Source organism: Cytophagia bacterium CHB2, from assembly GCA_030263535.1.
Lineage (GTDB): Bacteria > Zhuqueibacterota > Zhuqueibacteria > Zhuqueibacterales > Zhuqueibacteraceae > Coneutiohabitans.
On sequence record SZPB01000083.1, the window covers coordinates 1 to 20,022 of the forward strand.

At 53.5% G+C, this 20,022-nt stretch carries 11 protein-coding genes; all 11 read left to right on the forward strand.

Annotation, left to right across the window (positions count from 1 at the left end):
- Positions 1-249, forward strand: a 249-nt coding sequence (locus FBQ85_10305) for an ABC transporter ATP-binding protein (protein MDL1875540.1), incomplete at its 5' end; no start/stop codon positions are given.
- A gap of 92 nt (positions 250-341) precedes the next feature.
- On the forward strand, positions 342-2,822 hold the full coding sequence (locus FBQ85_10310) for an FtsX-like permease family protein (protein MDL1875541.1): 2,481 nt from the start codon (positions 342-344) through the stop codon (positions 2,820-2,822).
- Positions 2,823-2,848: 26 nt separating this feature from the next.
- On the forward strand, positions 2,849-5,260 hold the full coding sequence (locus FBQ85_10315; GenBank protein MDL1875542.1) for an FtsX-like permease family protein: 2,412 nt from the start codon (positions 2,849-2,851) through the stop codon (positions 5,258-5,260).
- Between the two features lie 64 nt (positions 5,261-5,324).
- Complete coding sequence (locus FBQ85_10320; protein MDL1875543.1) at positions 5,325-7,760, forward strand: FtsX-like permease family protein; 2,436 nt, start codon at positions 5,325-5,327, stop codon at positions 7,758-7,760.
- 347 nt (positions 7,761-8,107) lie between these two features.
- Positions 8,108-8,326 carry a hypothetical protein gene (locus FBQ85_10325; GenBank protein MDL1875544.1) on the forward strand — a complete coding sequence of 73 codons (219 nt, stop codon included), beginning with the start codon at positions 8,108-8,110 and terminating at the stop codon, positions 8,324-8,326.
- A gap of 82 nt (positions 8,327-8,408) precedes the next feature.
- Positions 8,409-10,853, forward strand: coding sequence for an FtsX-like permease family protein (locus FBQ85_10330; protein ID MDL1875545.1), 2,445 nt, complete (start codon positions 8,409-8,411; stop codon positions 10,851-10,853).
- Positions 10,854-10,894: 41 nt separating this feature from the next.
- Complete coding sequence (locus FBQ85_10335; GenBank protein MDL1875546.1) at positions 10,895-11,746, forward strand: alpha/beta hydrolase; 852 nt, start codon at positions 10,895-10,897, stop codon at positions 11,744-11,746.
- An 86-nt stretch (positions 11,747-11,832) separates the two neighbouring features.
- On the forward strand, positions 11,833-14,238 hold the full coding sequence (locus FBQ85_10340) for an FtsX-like permease family protein (protein ID MDL1875547.1): 2,406 nt from the start codon (positions 11,833-11,835) through the stop codon (positions 14,236-14,238).
- A gap of 65 nt (positions 14,239-14,303) precedes the next feature.
- Positions 14,304-16,709: an FtsX-like permease family protein gene (locus tag FBQ85_10345; protein ID MDL1875548.1), complete on the forward strand. Its 2,406-nt coding sequence runs from the start codon at positions 14,304-14,306 to the stop codon at positions 16,707-16,709.
- Positions 16,710-16,793: 84 nt separating this feature from the next.
- A complete protein-coding gene (locus tag FBQ85_10350) occupies positions 16,794-19,223 on the forward strand; it encodes an FtsX-like permease family protein (protein ID MDL1875549.1) in 2,430 nt (809 codons plus the stop codon).
- An 83-nt stretch (positions 19,224-19,306) separates the two neighbouring features.
- A partial coding sequence (locus FBQ85_10355) for an ABC transporter permease (protein MDL1875550.1) occupies positions 19,307-20,022 on the forward strand: 716 nt, incomplete at its 3' end.

Genomic DNA, 20,022 nt, shown 5'->3' on the forward strand with positions numbered 1-20,022 from the left:
GTGGCGCGCGCCGTGGTGGCCAAGCCCAAACTCATCCTCGCAGATGAACCCACCGGTAATCTTGATTCCGCGCACGGCGATGAAGTGATGAAGATGTTGACGGAATTGAATGAAGCCGGCACCACCATCGTGATGGTCACGCACTCGCCGGCCTACGCCGAGTTCGCGCATCGCATCGTTCATTTGTTCGACGGCCATGTGGTGACGGAAAACTTCATGGAAAAGCATCGCCCGCACATGGTGGTCTAATGCCGCGCCGGCGCACGTTTTAAAACGATTACAGGCGGCATGCCTGGTTCGCGCGTTTGAGCGCGAACCGTGCGGAATCAATTCTCTCAAACTTGTCGAACCTCTTTCAACCGGAGGGCGCGCAGAACCGAGCGTTCAACGCGACGCTCTTTGCGCCATGCGCTATGCTCAACAACTATCTGAAAATCGCCCGGAGAAATCTTATTAAACACAAAGGCTACACGGCCATTAACATTGCCGGACTGGCGGTGGGCATGGCGTGCTGCTATTTGATTCTGCTTTACGTGCGCAATGAGCTGAGCTATGATCGCTTTCATGAAAAAGCCGAGCGCATTTATCGCGTATTGGCAACGTTCGAACAGAATGGTCAGAAAAGCGCCCCGCTCACGGTAACGTCCGCGCCCATTGCGCCGGCGTTGCAGCAGGAATATCCCGAAGTCATTACCGCCGTGCGGCTGCGGGAAACGGCGCGCCGGGTCTTGGTTGCGCAGCACGAGAAAAAATTCTATGAGGAGAAATTTTATTTCGCCGATGCGCAGTTGTTCGAACTGTTCGACTTTCCTTTGCAACAGGGCGATCCGCGCACGGCACTGCAAGATCCGCATGCCATCATCATCAGTCCCGAGGCCGCGGAAAAGTATTTTGGCAATGAAAACCCGATGGGCAAAACGCTCACGGCTGAACTCGGCAATCGTGAATTCAAAGTGACCGGTGTTCTCGCCAAGATTCCCTCCAATTCTCATCTGCAACCGAATTTCATTGTGCCGTTTGAAAATGGCGCGGGTACGAATCTCAACAACTGGTGGGGATTTTCCTACTATGCCTATTTGCTGTTGCCGGAAAACGTGCCCGCGGCAGAACTGGAGAAAAAATTTCCCGACTTCATTCAAAAACACTATGCCAATACCCCCGCTGGTTACCCCAAACTTGCCTTGCAGTTGCAGCCGTTGACCGACATCCACCTGCATTCCAACTTTGACGATCGCGCCGGCGAGTTGGGGAGCATGACTTATCTTTATCTTTTCTCGGCTCTGGCTTTTTTCGTTTTGATCATTGCCTGCATCAATTTTATGAATCTCGCTACGGCCCGTTCGCAACAGCGCGCCAAAGAAGTGGGCGTGCGCAAGCTGGTGGGCGTGCAGCGCAGCATGCTGATCATGCAATTTCTCAGTGAATCGCTGTTGTTGGCGTTTCTTGCGCTCATTGTTGCCGCGGGCTTGGTGGAATTCTTCCTGCCGTTTTTCAATCAGCTTTCCGGCAAAGCGCTGGAGGTGAATTATTTTCAAGAGGGCTTTGTCGCTGCTGGTTTCATTGCGATTGCTTTGTTGGTGGGCATCTTGGCGGGCAGTTATCCGGCGTTTTTTCTCTCCCGCTTTCAGCCGGTGGAGGTGTTGAAGGGAAAATTTTCACGCCACCTCGGCGGTGCGCGCCTGCGCCAGGCCCTGGTCGTGGCGCAATTCGCCATCTCAATTGTCTTGATCGCAGGCACGCTCATCATTCACAATCAGCTCGAATTCATGCGCAATAAAAAGCTCGGCTTCGACAAGGAACAGGTCGTGGTTGTTCCGCTCACCGGCCGTGAGGCCGGGCGCAAATGGCCGACGCTAAAAACCGAATTGCTGCGTCACCCTGAAATCAGCAGCGTGACGGCTTCGTCGTCCATGCCGGCGGACGAGGGGTGGTGGCAAACCGGCGCGCGCGTTGAAAGCGCGAATGCCGAGGAAGAACAGGTTGTCTATACCTTTCAGATCGATTATGATTTTGTAAAAACACTCGGCATTGATCTGGCCGCTGGCCGGGATTTTTCACCTGCTTTTGCCAGCGACAGCAGTGCGGCGTTCATCGTCAACGAAGCGGCGGTTAAAAAATTCGGCTGGGGCACTGCAGAAGCCGCCCTCGGCAAAAAGTTCAGTTGGCTGGGCGAGGGACCGGATATTGCCAAAACAGGCACGGTGATTGGCGTGACCAAGGATTTTCATTTTCGCGGTTTGCACGAACAGATTGCGCCGGCAGTCTTTCATCTCATGCCCTATCGCATGGATTTTCTCGCGCTTCGCATTTTGCCCCAGCAGGCGCCGCGGGCGCTGGAGATTTTGAAACAGGCGTGGCTGGAATTCGATCCCGCACACCCATTGGAATATTCTTTTTTGGATGACAAGGTCGACAGCATCTATCAATCCGAAGAAACCTTGCGCCGCATCATGGGGCTTTTCTCCAGCCTGGCAATCTTTGTTGCGGGACTCGGGCTTTTGGGCCTGGCTTCATTCACCACCGAGCAGCGCACCAAAGAAATTGGTGTGCGCAAGGTGCTGGGCGCTTCTGTGCCGGGCGTGGTGCTGTTGTTGTCGAAAGATTTTGCCAGGTTGGTGCTCATTGCTTTTTTGATTGCGACGCCCATCGCCTACTTCGCCATGCGAAAATGGCTCGAAGACTTTGCTTATCGCACGGACATCGGGCTTCAGGTCTTCTTGCTCAGCGGCGTTTTAGCCGTGATCATCGCGTTTTTGACGGTAAGCTATCAGGCGATCAAGGCGGCGCTCGCGAATCCGGTTGAGGCCTTGCGGTATGAATAAGGAAACCTGACACATGCTGGGAGACGATGAAATTCCATTTCAGGGATCACTTCATGTTCAAACATTATCTTCGCATTGCGCTCAGAAATTTCCTTAAGCACAAAGGTTATTCCTTCATCAATATCACCGGGCTGGCGATCGGGCTGGCCTGCTGTTTTGTCATTGTGCTTTATGTTCGGCATGAGTTGAGCTACGATCGTTTTCATGCAAACGCGCAGCGCATTTACCGTTTGTTGCACACGCCGGCGCAGGATTCGAATCAACGCTCGGCCATCAGCGCTTCGGGATATGCGCCCCATTTGAAACAGGAATTTCCCGATCTTGAAGTCGTGCGGTTCTTCACCAACAGCAGCCGCGTCAACCTCAAATATGGCGCCGAGGTTCGAACCGTTGACGGTTTTTTCTACGCCGATTCCTCTGTCTTCGATGTCTTCAGTTTTCATTTGCGCCAGGGCGATCCAAAAACCGCGCTGGCCATGCCGAACACCATGGTGCTGACGCCCGCGGCGGCAGAGGCTTGGTTCGGCAGCGAAAATCCGGTGGGCAAGACCATGACGTTCCTGGGGGGCGCGGCGAATTGGGAGATGCATGTCACCGGTGTTTTGGAGAGCATTCCCAGCAACTCGCATTTGCAGTTTGAGTATCTCGCCTCGTTCAGCACCATCAAGGCTTTCATGGGTGAGCAAGCGCTGGAAGAATACATCAATTTTAATTATTACACCTATCTTTTGCTGCCGCCCGCCCTTGCGCCGCAGCAACTCACCGCCCGGTTTCCGGATTTTCTGCGCAAATACCGCGGTGAAGATACCGCGAAAAATACGGCGTTGGCGCTCCAGCCTTTACCCGATATTCATCTCACCACCAATATCACCTGGGATGTTGGCACCAATAGCGACAAAAGGTATCTCTACATTTTTTCGGTTGTCGCTTTTTTCATTTTATTCATTGCCGGCATAAACTTTGTCAATTTGGCCACGGCGCGCGCGACATTACGCGCCCGGGAAGTAGGTGTGCGTAAAGTTGCCGGCGCTTACCGCCAGCAGTTGATGCTGCAATTGTTCGGCGAATCGATTTTTGCCAGTGTGCTGGCGATGATTTTGGCGCTGGCCATGTTGCAACTTTTTGCGCCGTACCTCAGCAACGTGCTGGGGCGCGCGCTCAGTTTTGATCCGTTTGCCAACTCCGGCATGTTGTTTGTGCTCATCGGCATCGGACTTCTCACCGGCATTCTTTCCGGCATCTACCCCGCGCTGGTTTTGTCCGCCTTCGATCCTGCCAAAGTTTTAAAAGGGCTGGTAACGCGCGGCGTGAAAGGCGCGCATTTACGCAAGAGCCTTATCGTCGTGCAGTTTGGCATCGCCGTCTTTTTGCTCGTGGCCATTGTTACGCTTTATAAACAACTGCATTACATGAAAACCCGCGACCTGGGTTTCAAAAAAGAACAGGTGGTGTTTCTCGGCTTGAGCCGGCCGGTCAAAGAACGCTTCGAAACATTCCGGCAGAATTTGTCGGGCAGCGCCAATATTCTTCATGTGGCGCTTGCCGGCAGCGTTCCCGGCCGCGTGGGCACAAGCCGCGGCTATAATTGGCCGGGACAGCAGCAGGATCTTGACAACAAGAGTTTTTATACGATGTTCGGCGATCATCAAACCATAGCTGCCCTGGGATTGCAACTGCTGCACGGCCGAAGTTTCTCCCAGGAGATTGCGACTGATGTCACGAATGCCTATATTTTGAACGAAACCGCGGTGCGCGAATTGGGCTGGAGTGATCCCATCGGCAAGCCGTTCAAAGTTTGGGATGAAGAAATGGGCCAGGTCATCGGCGTGGTGAAGGATTTCAATTTCAGATCGTTGCACCAAAAGATCGAGCCGCTGGTGCTGGACATCAAACCGGAGTGGTCGTGGAGCGCGGCGATTCGCATTGCGCCTACAGACGTGGCGAGTACGTTGAATTTTATCGAAACACAATGGCGGGTATTGGAACCGGATTTGCCGTTGAACTATCGCTTTCTCGACGAGGATTTTGACCGGCTCTATCGTTCGGAAGAAAAACTCGGGCAACTTTTCAGCGGCTTTGCTTTCTTGGCGCTGTTTGTCGCCTGCCTCGGCTTGTTTGGGCTGGCCTCATTTACCGCAGAGCAAAGAACACGTGAAATCGGCATTCGCAAAGTCTTGGGCGCTTCGGTCGCGGAAATTTTGCTGCTGCTCTCAAAAGAATTTACCCGGCTGGTTGCCCTGGCTTTTGTTGTGGCCGCGCCGATTGCCTACTTCGCCTTGCGCGAGTGGCTGCAAAATTTTGCGTATCATATCGATCTCGGGATCAGCCCGTTTCTGCTCGGCGGCGGCGTGGCGTTGCTCCTCGCCCTGCTGACCGTAAGCGCCCAAGCGATTAAAGCCTCGCTGGCAAATCCGGTGGAGGCGTTGAGATATGAATAGCCCGGCGTTTGTGGCTGTGTGAAATGCGCAGCGCTAGGCGCAAAATGTGTGAGGTTCGGATACGATGTCAAGGCTCAGAAATGAAATGACGATTACCCTGCGGAAGTTGCTCCGTCAGAAAATTTACACCGGCATCATCATCGCCGGACTCGCCATCGGCATGAGCTGTTGTTTGATCATTCTGTTGATTGTTGGTGATGAACTTTCCTATGACCGCCACCACAAAAATGCCGATCGCCTCTACCGCATCACGCTTGATGCTCAAGTACAAGACCGCGAGTTTATTACGGCGCGCAGCAGCGGTCCGGTGGCCGCGAGCCTGCGGGAAAACCTGCCGGAAGTCGAAGCGTCAACCCACATCCGGGCGCGTGGCGGCACGCCGGTCAGTGATTGCGCCGTCCGTTATGGTGATAAAGCATTTAATGAGTATTTGCTCTTTTTTGCCGATTCGTCGTTCTTCAAGGTTTTTTCCTGCGAGGTGCTGGAAGGCGACGCCAACACGTTTTTGACCCAGCCTAACACCATTGTCATTACAGACGCCACAGCGCGCAAATATTTTGGCGACGAGCCTGCGCTCGGCAAGATGTTGGAAGTTGACGGGCGCTCACAGTTCATGATCTGCGGCGTCGTAAAGGAATTTCCTTCGCAATCGCACTGGCGTTTTGGGCTTCTGGCCTCTTTAGTTGGCCGTTCCATCTCAGAAGAACACAGTTGGATCAACAATTCCTGGTACACTTACGTTCTGTTGAAAAAAGGGGCTTCACGCGAACTGGCCGAGTCCACCTTTCAAACGATTGTCGAAGAGAACGTTCGTCCGGCGGTGGAGGCAACTTTGGGAGGCGACTGGAAGCACATGCAGGCGAAGGGGATGTATTATCGTTATCGCTTTCAGCCGATTACCGGCATTCATCTGCATTCGCATCTTGATGAGGAAGTTTTTCCGCCTGGCAACGCGGCCACGGTTTACGCCCTTATCATGGTTGCCGTGTTCATTCTGCTGATTGCCTGCATTAACTTTATGAACCTCAGCACCGCGCGCGCCACCCGCCGCGCCAAAGAAGTGGGCGTGCGCAAAGTTTTAGGTTCGCAGACGCCGCAGTTGATTCTCTTGTTTATCGGCGAAGCGGTGTTGCTTGCGGCAATAGCCATGCTGGTCAGTCTCGGCATCATGGAGCTAATGTTGCCCACCGTCAACGAGCTTATTTCAAAATCACTCTCGCTGGAGGTTTTGGCCAGCCCGCGGGCGGTTGCGGGGCTGCTGGCCTTTACAATTGTGGTCGGCGTTCTGGCCGGAAGTTACCCGGCATTCGTTCTCTCCTCGTTTCAGCCGGCCAATGTTTTGAAGGGTGAGTTGCGCAGCGGCATGCGCGGCAGCCGGTTGCGCAGCGCGTTGGTCATTTTGCAATTTGCCATTTCGATCGCATTAATGGTGGGCACAATGGCCGTCTATCGCCAGCTTCAGTTCATTCGGGCGCGCCATCTGGGATTCGACAAAGAGCAAATGCTGGTGGTGGATAATACCTGGCTGTTGGGCCGGGGCAAAGCACAAAGCTTCAAGGAGACGCTGCTGAACCAGGCCGGCGTTGCGGCGGCGGCCTTCACGCAGAATCTCCCCGGGAATGACATTGGCAGTGCGGCCTACTGGCGCGAAGGCGAAACTAATTCCAATCTCATTATGTTACGCCAACTCTGGTGTGATTATGATTTTCTTCCCTTCCTGGGCGTGCGCTTGAAAGAAGGGCGATTCTTCTCCCGGGATTTTTTCACCGATTCAACCAACGCCGTGATCATCAACGAACAAGCGGCGAGACTACTGGGATATCAAGAGCCGGTCGGCCGCAAGCTCCACGGCTATTTTGGCGACGGCGAGAGGGTGTTGAACATTATTGGCGTGACGGAAGACGTTCATTACGAGCCTTTGCACCAGCAGATTTTGCCGATGGTGACATTGTTCTCACGCGGAGCTCCGACGCGCATTGTGCTGCGTCTGCAAGGCGATATTCCGGCCACTATTCGCGCGGTGGAGGAAAAATGGAAATCCTTCAGCGGCGGACAACCGTTCACAGCGTATTTTCTCGATGATCGCCTGGAACGCTATTACCGCGCCGATCGGGCGCTGGGAAAACTCTTCGCCATCTTTGCCGGTGTGGGAATCTTTGTGTCGTGTCTTGGCCTGCTGGGATTGGCCATGTACGCGACCGAGCAACGAACGAAAGAAATTGGCATCCGCAAAGTCCTGGGCGCCACGACGCCGGGCATTATGAGTCTGTTGTCAAAAGAGTTTGTCAAACTGGTCGTGATTGCCAACCTCATCGCGTGGCCGGTTTCTTACTATTTCATCAACGGCTGGCTGCAAAGCTTTGCTTATCGCATCGATCTCGGCTGGGGTGTCTTTGTGCTGGCCAGCGGATTGGCGTTGGTCATTGCGTTGCTTACCGTCAGTGCTCAGACGGTGAGAGCAGCGCTGGCGAATCCGGTGGAGGCGCTGCGATATGAATGATGGGAGTCCAGCAACATTTTAAGAAGATCTGCGCAATGCCCACGCCATGAAATTCTTGCGTCGTTTTCAAAAATAACCTCCTCGTTTCTTCCTCGTTTGATGTTCATCTTTTTGATTTAATTTACTGTTCGCTGGCGAACACTAACTGCTATGCCAGCGGACAGCTTTCCTGCTTCATCCACTTCCAAAGTCAATATAATTCTTTGAAAAACATAAGAGGCATGATTGTTGAATATTTTACGATGCCATAATGCGACTTCATGTAACCATTGCCAGAATGAATTGTCTATTCACAGAAGTTGACCGCGGACAAGAATAGCAATGCTGACAGAATTCAAGGAGACCCCATGAGCTTAAAAGAGATTCTGCAAAAAATCGTAGAGGGTGGCGAGTCGATACTTTTGAGTGACAGCGAAAAAGATTGGGAAGCGAACGAGCTATTGAGCGGACTTTCCGAGCGCACGTTGAAAACCCGCGCTTATCTTCAAAGCGGGCTTTATATCGCCGAGATCAGCGAAGCCGGTTATCTTGGCCGGGTGATGTACAAGGTGAAGCAAAAAGCCTAACGCGGATGGCGTGGACGAACGCGGATGCCGCAGTCTTGCAGAGATTACGAGCAACCAGCGACCAGCAACAAGGAGCCCGATCATGTTCAAAAGCTATCTCAAAATCGCCTTCCGCCACGTACTCAAATACAAGACCTATTCCTTCATCAATGTTTTCGGCCTGGCTGTCGGCGTGGCCTGTTGCATTTTGGTTTTCCTTTTCGTGCAGCATGAAATGAGCTATGATAAATTTCATGAGCACGCCCAAAGCCTTTATCGCGTCAATCTGCGCACCCAAACGCCTGCCGGCAGCATCAAGATCAACGGCGGCCAGCCGCTGCCTTTGGCGCCGACGTTAAAAGCAAATTTTCCTGAAATCCGGTTTGCCACCCGCTTCGCGCAAAGCAATGCCGTTGTCCGCACCTCGCCGGAAAACGCGACGAAGGAGCAAGTGCTTTTTGCCGATAGCGATTTTTTCAAAATGTTCAGCTTCCCGTTGCTCAGCGGCGCCGCTGAATCCGTTCTCAATGATAAAAAAGCCATTGTCTTGAGCGCAGCAATGGCGCAAAAATATTTTGGCAATGCCGCGCCGCTCGGTCAAACGCTGACACTGAACTTTGGCGACGGCGACGAGGATTTTACCGTTGCCGGCGTCGCGCGCGAGATTCCCAGCAATTCCAGTATCGTTTTCGATTTTCTCCTGCGTTACGAGAACAAGCCGAGTTACCGGGATTTGGAAACGAGTTGGACGTCGTGGGGGGCTGCCACTTTCATTCAGCTTGCCGATAACGTGCAACCTGCCGCGTTGCAAGCCAAATTCCGCGCCTTTGAGAAAAACTATTACCAGGACATGATCAACACCTGGCAAATTCTTGGGTGGATTGCCAAAGAAGAGGGCGCTTTGCAATTGTCGTTGCAACCGTTGCTGGACCTCCATCTCACCACGGGAGTTGAAAACAGTTTTTTTCCGGCGAGCAATCCGGCATATTCTTACATTCTTTCCGGCGTCGGGCTGATCGTGTTGTTGATCGCCTGCATTAATTTTACGACGCTGGCTGTAGGCCGCGCCGCCAGCCGCACATTAGAAGTCGGCATGCGCAAAACCGTTGGCGCTACTCGTAGCCGGCTGCTGTGGCAATTCTGGGGAGAAAGCCTGATCTTCAGCATACTGGCCCTGCTCATGGGCATTGCATTGGCCGAATTTTTTCTGCCAACCTTTAATTCGCTGGCCAACAAAACTCTGGTGATTCACTATCCTGGCAACTGGCAAATTTATGGTGTATTCGCCGGCCTGGTTTTATTTGTTGCTTTCGTCGCCGGCGGCTACCCGGCTGTTTTTCTCTCCGGCTTTCAACCCATTGCGATTCTAAAAAATCGGCTCGCGCTCGGCAGCAAACACCGCTTGAGCCAGAGTCTTGTCGTCGTGCAGTTTTCGCTCTCCGTGCTGCTGATCATCTGCGCCATGATCATGTCCCGCCAGCTTTATCATCTCAAAACACAAAATCCCGGTTTTAATGAAGAACAAATCGTTGTCATTCCCACCAACGCGCGCGGCGAAGAGGGTGAGCAGAGGTTGGAACGTTTTCGCCAACAATTGCGCGGATATAGCAGCATCGCTGGCGTCACCGGCAATTCCGACGGCTTCAATAAAGAACCGTCGTGGCAATCATTCGGCACAAAAGACGGCGCAAATTGGCAGGTGAATATCATGCGCGTCGACACAGACTTCATCAAGACCATGGGTATGAAGATTGTGCAGGGACGCGATTTTTCACCGGAGATGATTTCGGATGTGACCGGCGCCGTGATCGTCAATGAAGCGCTGGCAGCGGCGTTCGGCTGGAAGGATCCGGCGCGCAGCGGCCAAAAGTTCAGCGACTTCAGTCTGGGAAATTGGCAAAATCCGATCATGAAAGAGCCGGCCATCATCGGCGTCGTGCAGGATTTTAATTTTGCCTCACTTCACGAAAAGATCAAACCATTGGTGCTCTATCTCGCGCCGGAAAAAGCCATCAAGTATATTTTTGTTCGTCTCACCCCCGGCGATTTCTCGCATTCGCTCGAACGGCTGCGCAACGCGTGGGGTGAGGCCGCCCCCCGAAAACCGTTCGATTACTATTTCCTCGATGAAGATTTCGATCGCCAATATCGCGCCGAAGAACGCTGGGCGCAAATCGTTTCGTTTGCGACATTATTTGCAATTGTCATCGCCTGCGTCGGCTTGTTCGGATTGTCGGCTTTGGCCGTTACCAAGCGCACCAAAGAAATCGGCATTCGCAAAGTGCTCGGCGCTTCGGTGGCCGGCATCATTTCCCTGCTCGCCGGTGATTTCCTCAAGCTCGTCGCGCTCGCCAACCTCATCGCCTGGCCGGTTGCCTGGTACGCGATGAATCACTGGCTGCAAAACTTCGCGTATCGCATCAGCATCGGCTGGTGGATGTTCGCGCTCGCGGGCGGTTTGGCGCTGCTCATCGCGTTCATAACCGTAAGTTCGCAAGCAGTCAAGGCCGCGTTGACGAATCCGGTTAAAGCGTTGCGGTACGAATAAGATCGGCACGCAAAGATTTCCATTCTGAACAAGGCAAATGGATGAGAACAACAGTTGTTCTTGCAACAACGATTGGAACGCTTTTTCTTTTTCAGGCCGAAACGCGGGGGCAAAATTTTACCGTGGCCACAAGCTGTTCCTTGTTTAGCATCGGAGAACGCAGCCTCTACGCGTGCGTGAACGGCAACGGCCCTGCCACGGTTGTGCTCGAAGCCGGCATGCGGGAAGACTCGCGTGCGTGGCGCTTTGTGATTGAAGATTTGTCGAAATTTGCCACGGTTATTTCGTATGATCGCGCGGGCATGGGAAGAAGCGAGGCGGCTCTCGGGCCCCGAACCTCCGAGAAAATTGCGCTGGAGTTAAAAGCGTTGCTGGATTGCATCGACGCGCCTGCGCCCTATGTCTTGGTCGGACATTCAGCAGGAGGGTGGCATCTCAGAACGTTTGCACATTTTTATCCGCATGCCGTTGCCGGTTTGGTTTTGATCGACAGCCCGCACGAAAATTTTGAAAGACGCCGCGATGAAATACTCACCACGGAGGAGCGCCAGCAGCGGCAGGCCATGCTGGCGGAATCGCGCGCCGGCTTGCCGGAAGCCATTCGGCTTGAATATGATGGCCTCGAACAGAGCCGCGCGCTTTATCCAAAATTAAAGCTGCCGCGGGCTCTTCCTCTTGTTGTTCTTGCGGCCGGGCGCCATCAATGGCTTCCAGAGCACAACGCGCAGCAGCAGGAAGAAATCTGGCGGGAGTTGCAGGGTGAATTAGCGGCGCTCAGCGCCAACGGTAAGCTCATCGTTGTTACAGATAGCGGCCACAACATGCAACGCGAGAAACCCGAAACCGTCGTGAAGGCCATTCGGGACGTGATCAATCAAGCTCACGCGTATTGAATGTTTGCCTAGCCGCTGTCCTTGCTTTGCCACAGTCTTGAAGAATCAAAAACAATCTCCTTGATAAATTGACTTCGGGCCATTTCATGCTCAGTAATTATTTGAAAATTGCGCTGCGCAATCTGCTGCGGCACCGGCTGTTCACGACGATCAATGTTGTCGGGCTGGCGCTGGGAGCGGCTTGTTGCGCGCTCATTGGATTGTACATCCAGCATGAGCTGAGTTACGATCGTTTTCATCGTGCGCCTGAAAATGTTTTTCGCCTGATGGTGGAAAGCACCGGCGAAGAGGGAAAATCTTTAAAGGCGATCACGCCGCGCTTTCTCTCCACCGCGCTGGCTGAATCATTTCCGGAGATCGAGCACGCGACCCAATTTCGTTTGATGAACAAGACTATCGCGTATCAAAACAAAGAGTATCCGGAGACGCGCGTTATATTTTCTGATCCGGCTTTCTTTGAAGTTTTCACTTTTTCATCTATTCAAGGCGATTTATCCAAGGCGTTGGCCGAACCCAATTCTGCGGTGCTAACAAAATCCTTCGCCCGCAAAATTTTTGGGGAAGAAAATCCCGTGGGCAAATCGTTTGTGGTGCGGGTCAATTCTCGAACGACCCCGCAAGCCGAAGTCAAAGTCGCTGCGCTCATGGAAGACGTGCCGAAGAACGCGCATTTCAAATTCGACGCCGCGCTTCCCTTTAGCCTGTTTGCGCCGGCCACCGGCACGATTACCTGGAATTGGTTTGAGATGAAAACTTACGTTCGTCTCAAATCTCAAATTGGCCGGCAGAGCATCGAGCAAAAACTTCCGGATTTGGTGCAACGCACCGGCGGCGAGCGCGACAAACAAAAACTCGTGCTGCAGCCGCTCACGGACATTCATCTTGCCGCCGCCATTCCCTTTGATGATGTTGAGCAGACCAACGCGCGAGATCTCTACGTCTTTGCCGGCATCGCGTTGCTCGTACTGGTGATCGCGTGCATCAACTACATGGTGCTGGTGACGGCGCGCTACACGCAACGTTTGAAAGAAGTCGGCGTCCGCAAGATCATCGGCGCAACCGCGCCAAAATTGATTTTGCAGTTTTTGATCGAAACCGCATTGATCGCCGCGCTCACTTTGCCGCTGGCGCTGGGGATCGTCGAAATGGCGCATCGGTCTTTTGGCGGGTTGTTGGGAAAAGAATTGCAGATCGATTATCTGAGCAATCAGATCTTTTTGTGGGGAAATTTGTTCGTGCTGATTTTTTTCACCATCGTGGCGGGATTTTATCCGGCGCTCTTTTTTTCAAAGATCAACGCCGTCGCCATGTTGAAAGGGCAGGGCGCGGGCGTGCGGGCTTCGACGCGGCTCCGCAAAAGTTTGGTCGTTACGCAATTCGGCGTCGCTATCGCTTTGTTGGTTTGCGTCGGAACGATGTTTGAGCAACTGCGCTACACGCGCACCAAAGATCTGGGCTATCGGCACGATAATCTTTTGGTGGTCAAAACCGCCGGATTGGAAAAGCAGGCGGGAGTCTTGAAGCAGGCGGCGCTTTTACATTCCGCGGTCAATGCGGCAACGCTGTCGAGCTGGTTGCCAGGCTACCTCACTTCATCGACGATTATGCCCCATCCTCACGGCGAGGGCATGATTGAAGCCGAGTTCGTTGAAGCCGATTGTGATTTGCTCAAGACGTTTCAAATTCAGCTTCTTGAAGGGCGTGATTTCAATTACAGCAGCCCCAATGATACGCTGAACATTTATCGAAATGGAAAACCCGACTTTAGCCTGCTTCCACGCGTTTCCATTCTGCTCAATGAAACCGCGGTGCGCGAGCTAGGCCTCGAACCTCCGCTCGGCAAAGAACTGAATTATTCGGCGCTGCAAGGGACGGTCATCGGCGTGGTCAAAGATATGCACAACCGTTCTTTGCACCATCCCATCAAGCCCATGGTGATTCAATACTCCGAATACGCGGAACAGCTCGTCGTCGCTTATCAGCCTGGCCAGGAAGCGGAAGTGTTGGCGCATTTAAAAACGGCGTGGGAAAAGCTCGCCACCAAAAGCGAGTTTACGTATCTTTTTCTCAATGATCATCTCCGCCAGCTTTACACCGCCGAGGAAAAACTCATGCAGATGACGGCGTGGTTCGCCGGCCTAGCGATTGTACTTTCCTGCCTCGGCTTATTCGGCATGGCTGTGTTCAGCATCGAGCGGCGTACGAAAGAAATCGGCATTCGCAAAGTGCTCGGCGCTTCGGTGAGCGGCGTGGTTACAATGCTCTCAAGGGATTTCGTTAAACTCGTGCTGATCGCAAATCTGCTCGCGTGGCCGGTGGCGTGGTACGCGATGAACAAATGGCTGCAGGACTTTGCGTATCGCATCGAGCTTGGCTGGTTGACCTTCGCATTGGCAGGCGGAGTGGCGTTGCTCATTGCCCTGCTCACGGTGAGTGCGCAAGCCATTCGCGCCGCGCTGGCGAATCCGGCGGATGCGCTGCGGTATGAATGATTGCGGATTGAAAACTTCAATTCAACATCCGTAATCCACAATCCGTAATCCGAAATGGAGAAGCCATGTTTAGAAATTATCTCAAAATCGCGCTGCGCCAAGCCTTGAAGCACAAAAGCTATTCGCTGATCAACGTCCTCGGACTGGCTGCGGGCATCACCTGTTGCCTGCTGATTCTTCTTTATGTGCAGAACGAACTGGCGTTCGACGATTTTCACGGCAAGCGTGCGCGTATTTATCGCATCAATAAAATCGTGCACGAGGAAGGCGGCGAGGTGACACACACCGCAGAGATGCCCGGCAACTTCGCGCCGGCGCTGGTGCAGGATTATCCCGAAGTGGAAAGTGCCGTGCGCCTGCGGCCGTGGTGGGATGAGATGTTGGTGAGTTACGGCGAGAAAAAGCTGAAAATCAATCACGTTGTCTTTACCGATTCAACCTTCTTCGACATTTTCGATTTTGAACTGGTTGCCGGCGACCGCCGGCAGGTGTTGCGCGCGCCGCTGACGGCGGTTATCACGGAGGAAACGGCGCAACAATTTTTCGGCGAGGCTGATCCCATTGGACAAGTGTTGGTCGGTTTGTTCGACATGCCGCTGACCGTGACCGGCATCGCGAAGAAACCGCCGATGCGCTCGCATATTCAATTCAACATTTTGATCTCATGGTCGACTTCAACCAACTCGGCATATGCCGAACGCTTCAGTTGGATGAATCGTTGGATCACGCAAACCGCCTTCACGTATGCGCTGCTCGCGCCCGGGGCTGAACCGCAGGCGCTTGCAGCAAAATTTCCAGCGTTCATGCAAAAATACATGGCGCGCTGGGCCGATAAGTATTTCCCCTATTTGCAGCCTCTGGCGGACGTGCATCTCAAAGCGGCAAACATTCCGCTGCAATTTCAAATGAACAGCAATGCCGGCAATATTCAAACAGTTTATGTTTTGGCGATCATCGCGGTTTTGGTTTTGATCATCGCCTGCATCAACTATATGAATCTGGCCACGGCGCGGGCGGCGCGCCGCGCCGCGGAGATTGGATTGCGCAAAGCCGTGGGCGCTGAACAGCGCCAACTCATTTGGCAGTTTTTGGGAGAAGCATTTGCGCTCGCGCTGCTTGCGTTGATGCTCGCCGCGGTTCTGGTCGAATTGCTTCTGCCTGCGTTCAACCGTTTGACGCTGCGTGCGCTGGTGTTCGAACCTCTGGTCAATCCGGCGCTCCTGCTCGGCATGTTGGGCGTGGCGCTGTTTGTGGGATTGGCCGCGGGCAGTTATCCCGCATTTGTTTTGTCCTCTTTTCAACCCATTGCTGTGCTCAAGAACGGATATACAAGCCGCTGGCAGGGTGTGCGCTCGCGCAAGATGCTGGTGGTGACGCAATTTTGCTTTTCGATTTTTTTGATCATCGCCACGCTTGTCGTTTATCGGCAGCGCGATTTCATGCGCACAAAAAACTTGGGCTTTGAACGGGAGCAAGTCGTCATGCTGGCGATCCCAAGCTCGACCATTCGCACGCAGGCTCATGCTTTTAAAACTGAATTGTTGCGGCACCCCAATATCATCTCGGCGGCTTATGCCAGCGGTGGTCCGGGCATCGGCGCCATGGGCTTTGACATTTTGCCCGAAGGCCGGCCGCTGTCAGCGCGCTTCGCGGTTCCCACCGTCGGCGTGGATTTCGATTTTGCCAATACCCTCGGACTTGAAATTGCCAGCGGCCGCAATTTTAATACAACTTTTTCCACGGATTCTTCTGCGGTATTGATCAATGAGACGCTGGCAAGACAACTCGGCTGGGCGACGCCGATCGGAAAGCGCCTGGCCTTGGGCACGGATAACCCGCAGACGTTGACGGTGATTGGCGTGGTGAAAGATTTTCACATTCGCTCGGTGCATCAAAAAATCGAACCGGTGTTGCTGTACATCACTGACCGGCGCTTCAACCATCTCAGCGTCAAGCTGGCGGGAAACGATCTGCCTGAAACGCTGCAATATCTCGCGGCCACGTGGGCGCGTTTTGAGACGAGGCATCCGTTTGAGTACAAGTTTCTTGATCAAACCTTCGAACAATATTATTTGTCCGAAGAACGTTTGACGCAAACGCTGGGGGTTTTTGCCGTGCTCGCCATTGCCATTGCCTGTCTTGGCCTCTTTGGCCTTGCGGCTTATGTCGCCGAGCAGCGCACCAAAGAGATCGGCATACGCAAAGTCCTGGGCGCTTCGCTTGCGGGCATTGTCAGTTTGCTCTCGAAAGATTTTGTCAAATTGGTGTTGCTCGCGAATATGCTGGCGTGGCCGATTGGCTGGTACGCGATGAACAGGTGGCTGCAAAATTTTTCGTATCGCATCGAAATCGGTTGGGGGATTTTTGCTTTTGCTGGCGGATTGGCGGTGGTGATTGCACTGGCGACGGTGAGTACGCAAGCGATTAGAGCCGCGCTGGCGAATCCGGTGGAGGCACTGAGGTACGAATGATTGCGGATTGGGGATTTCGGATTGCGGAATAATATCCAGTCAGGCATCCGAAGCCTACAATCCCAAATCCGAAATGGAGATGCTATGTTCAAAAACTATCTCAAAATTGCCTTTAGAAATCTGCGCAAACACAAGGGCTATTCGGTCATCAACATTGCCGGCCTGGCGATCGGCATGGCGTGCTGCGCGCTCATCATGCTGTATGTGCAGCACGAATCGAGCTACGATCGCTTTCATCAACATGCTGATCGGCTTTATCGCGTCGCGCTGGACGCGGGCATCGGCGGGCGTTTTGTCAAATCCGCTACGACATCCGCGCCGATGGCCGCGACGCTGGTGCGCGAGCTTCCCGAAGTCGAAAACGCCGGACGCTTCTGGCCGGTGAATCGTGTGTTGGTGAGTCATGGCGAGAAGCGTTTTTATGAAGACAACCTGATCTATGCGGATGGCAGGGTCTTGAGCATGTTCAGCTTTCCGCTCGTGCAAGGCGAGGCGAACACCGCGCTGGCGGAGCCGAACAGCATCGTTATCACCGAAGCGATGGCTGAAAAATATTTCGGCAGTGAGCCAGCGCTCGGCAAAGTGCTACGCTACGATAATCGCGCCGATTACAAAGTCACCGGCGTGCTAAAAAATCCGCCGGCCAACTCGCATGTGCGCTTCGATATGCTGGTTTCGCTTAACTCGCGGCCGCAGAGCGAAAACCCGCGCTGGATTAGCAATTCATATTATACCTACGTTTTGTTGCGAGAAAGCGCTTCACCCGCCCAACTCGAAGCCAAATTCCCCGGCCTGGTCAGGAAATACGTGGCACCGCAGATCGAAGCTGTGCTCGGACAATCTTATGACCAAGCCATCGCCGCCGGCGCCAAGTGGGGATATTTTCTCGAAGCCGTTCCGGACATTTATCTCCATTCCCGCGTCGAGAATCAAATCGGTGCGACCAGCGACATCAATTATCTCTACATTCTTACCGCGATTGCGCTCTTCATTCTGCTGATCGCGGGCATCAACTTCATGAACCTGGCGACGGCGCGCTCCGCCAATCGCGCTAAAGAAGTAGGCATTCGCAAAGTGCTCGGCTCCGTGCGCTTGCAGCTCGTCAAGCAATTTCTCAGCGAATCCGTGTTGTTGGCGTTTCTGGCGCTGCTCATTGCGCTCTTGCTCATCGAGTTGCTGCTGCCGGTGTTCAATCGTCTTGCGGACAAGGAATTGCCAGTGTACGTTTTTGCCAATGCCGGCTTTGTAACGAGCCTCGCCATTGTCGCACTGATTACAGGTTTGCTCGCCGGCGTCTATCCTGCTTTGGTGCTTTCCTCTTTTCAACCGATCGCCGTGTTGAAGGGCAGCTTGAAAGCCGGCGCGAAAAGCCCGTGGTTGCGCAGCACGCTGGTGGTTTTGCAGTTTGCGATTTCCATCATTCTGCTCATCGGCACCGGTGTGGTTTTCAAACAGCTCGATTACATGCGCAACAAACGCCTCGGCTTCACCAAAGAACAAGTAGTGGTGCTGCCGATTGAAACCGCGACCGGCTTGCGCAATTATGAATCATTTCGTGAGCAGCTATTGCAGAATCCCAGTTTCGTAGATGTTGCGGCGGCGAGCGGCGTGCCTGGCCGCCTTGACAACGACACCGCCTTTCGGCCCGAAGGCGCGCCGGAAGAAGTGGTTTATCCGTTGCAAATTTTTCGGGGAAGCGTGGATTTGTTGAGTACGCTGGAGATTGAAATGGTTGCAGGACGCGCCTTTGCGCGCGAGTTCGTCAGCGACACCTCGGAAGCCTGCATCATCAACGAAACGGCAGCGCGGCTCATGGGCATGACGCCGGAAAGCGCCCTCGGCAAAACGCTTACAGAAATTGGCACGACGCCCGAGCAGAGCGACGTTCGCACCATCATTGGCGTGGTCAAGGATTTTCACATCGAATCGCTGCACCGGGAAATCAAGCCGCTGGTGATGAGCATCGTGCCGCATGAGTTTGCCAATGTCGTCGCGCGTATCCGCCCCGAAAATATTCCGTCGACCATCGCCTTTCTGCAAGATAAGTGGCAGGCGTTCGAACCGGGTTATCCCTTCCGCTATTTTTTCCTGGACGAAGATTTTGGCCGCCTCTTCCGAAACGAGGAGCGCCAGGGCAGAATTTTCGGTGGTTTTACGATTCTCGCCATTCTTATCGCCTGCCTGGGTTTGTTTGGGCTGGCCTCCTTCATCGCCGAGCAGCGCACCAAAGAGATCGGTGTGCGCAAAGTGCTCGGCGCTTCCGTGCAACAAATCATTCTGCTGCTGTCGAAAGATTTCACCAAACTCGTGACCATCGCCTTCGCTCTCGCCGCGCCGGTCGCTTATTTTGCCATGAACAAATGGCTGCAAGATTTTGCCTATCGCACGGATTTGAATCCGATTATTTTCGTGCTCGCCGGCGTGTTGGCGCTGTTGATCGCGTGGCTGACAGTGAGCTACCAGGCCATCAAAGCCGCGCTGACGAATCCGGTGGAGGCGCTGCGGTATGAATGATGGCGGATTGTGAATTTCGGATTGCGGTCTTTAGACAATGAAGCCTCTGCTGTCCGCAATCCCAAATCCGAAATGGAAAAATTATGCTCAACAACTATCTCATCACCACGCTGCGCAAGCTCAGCCGCCAAAAAAATTACACCGCCATCAACGTGTTCGGCCTGGCGCTGGGTATGGCGTGCTGTCTCTTCATTTTTCTTATCATCCAATACGAGCTGCGTTTCGACCGCTTCCACGGCAAGTTCGACCGCATTTGTCGTATCGTGACCGATGAAAAAATCAACGACATTATCAGTGAAACGATGGGATCTCCGATACCGATGGCCGCGGCCTTGCGCCAGGATTTTCCGACTCTGGAAAAAGTTACCGTCGCCTATGGCAACTATGGCGGCCTCTTTGCCGTCACGCAGGATGAGGGAACGGTGCAGCGTTTTCAAGAGGATGAGCGGGTAGCCATTGTCGAGCCGGAGTTTTTTGAGATTTTTGATTTCCCCTGGATTGCCGGCGATCCACAAAGCCTGGCCGAGCCAAATAGCGTTGCGCTTACGGAGGAGTTTGCGAAAAAATTTTTCGCCAACGCCGACCCGCTGGGCCGGACAATCCGGATGGATAATCAAATTGATTTGAAAGTAACCGGCGTCGTCAAAAATTTTCCCAGTCACACTGATTTTCCTTTTGCCGTGCTCATCTCGTGGAAAACGCTGCCGCAAACCGGTTGGGATGTGGAAGCCTGGGGCAATTTAAATTCGAATGTCAACACCTTTGTGGTTTTGCCCCCCAATCTTACGGCGCACGAGTT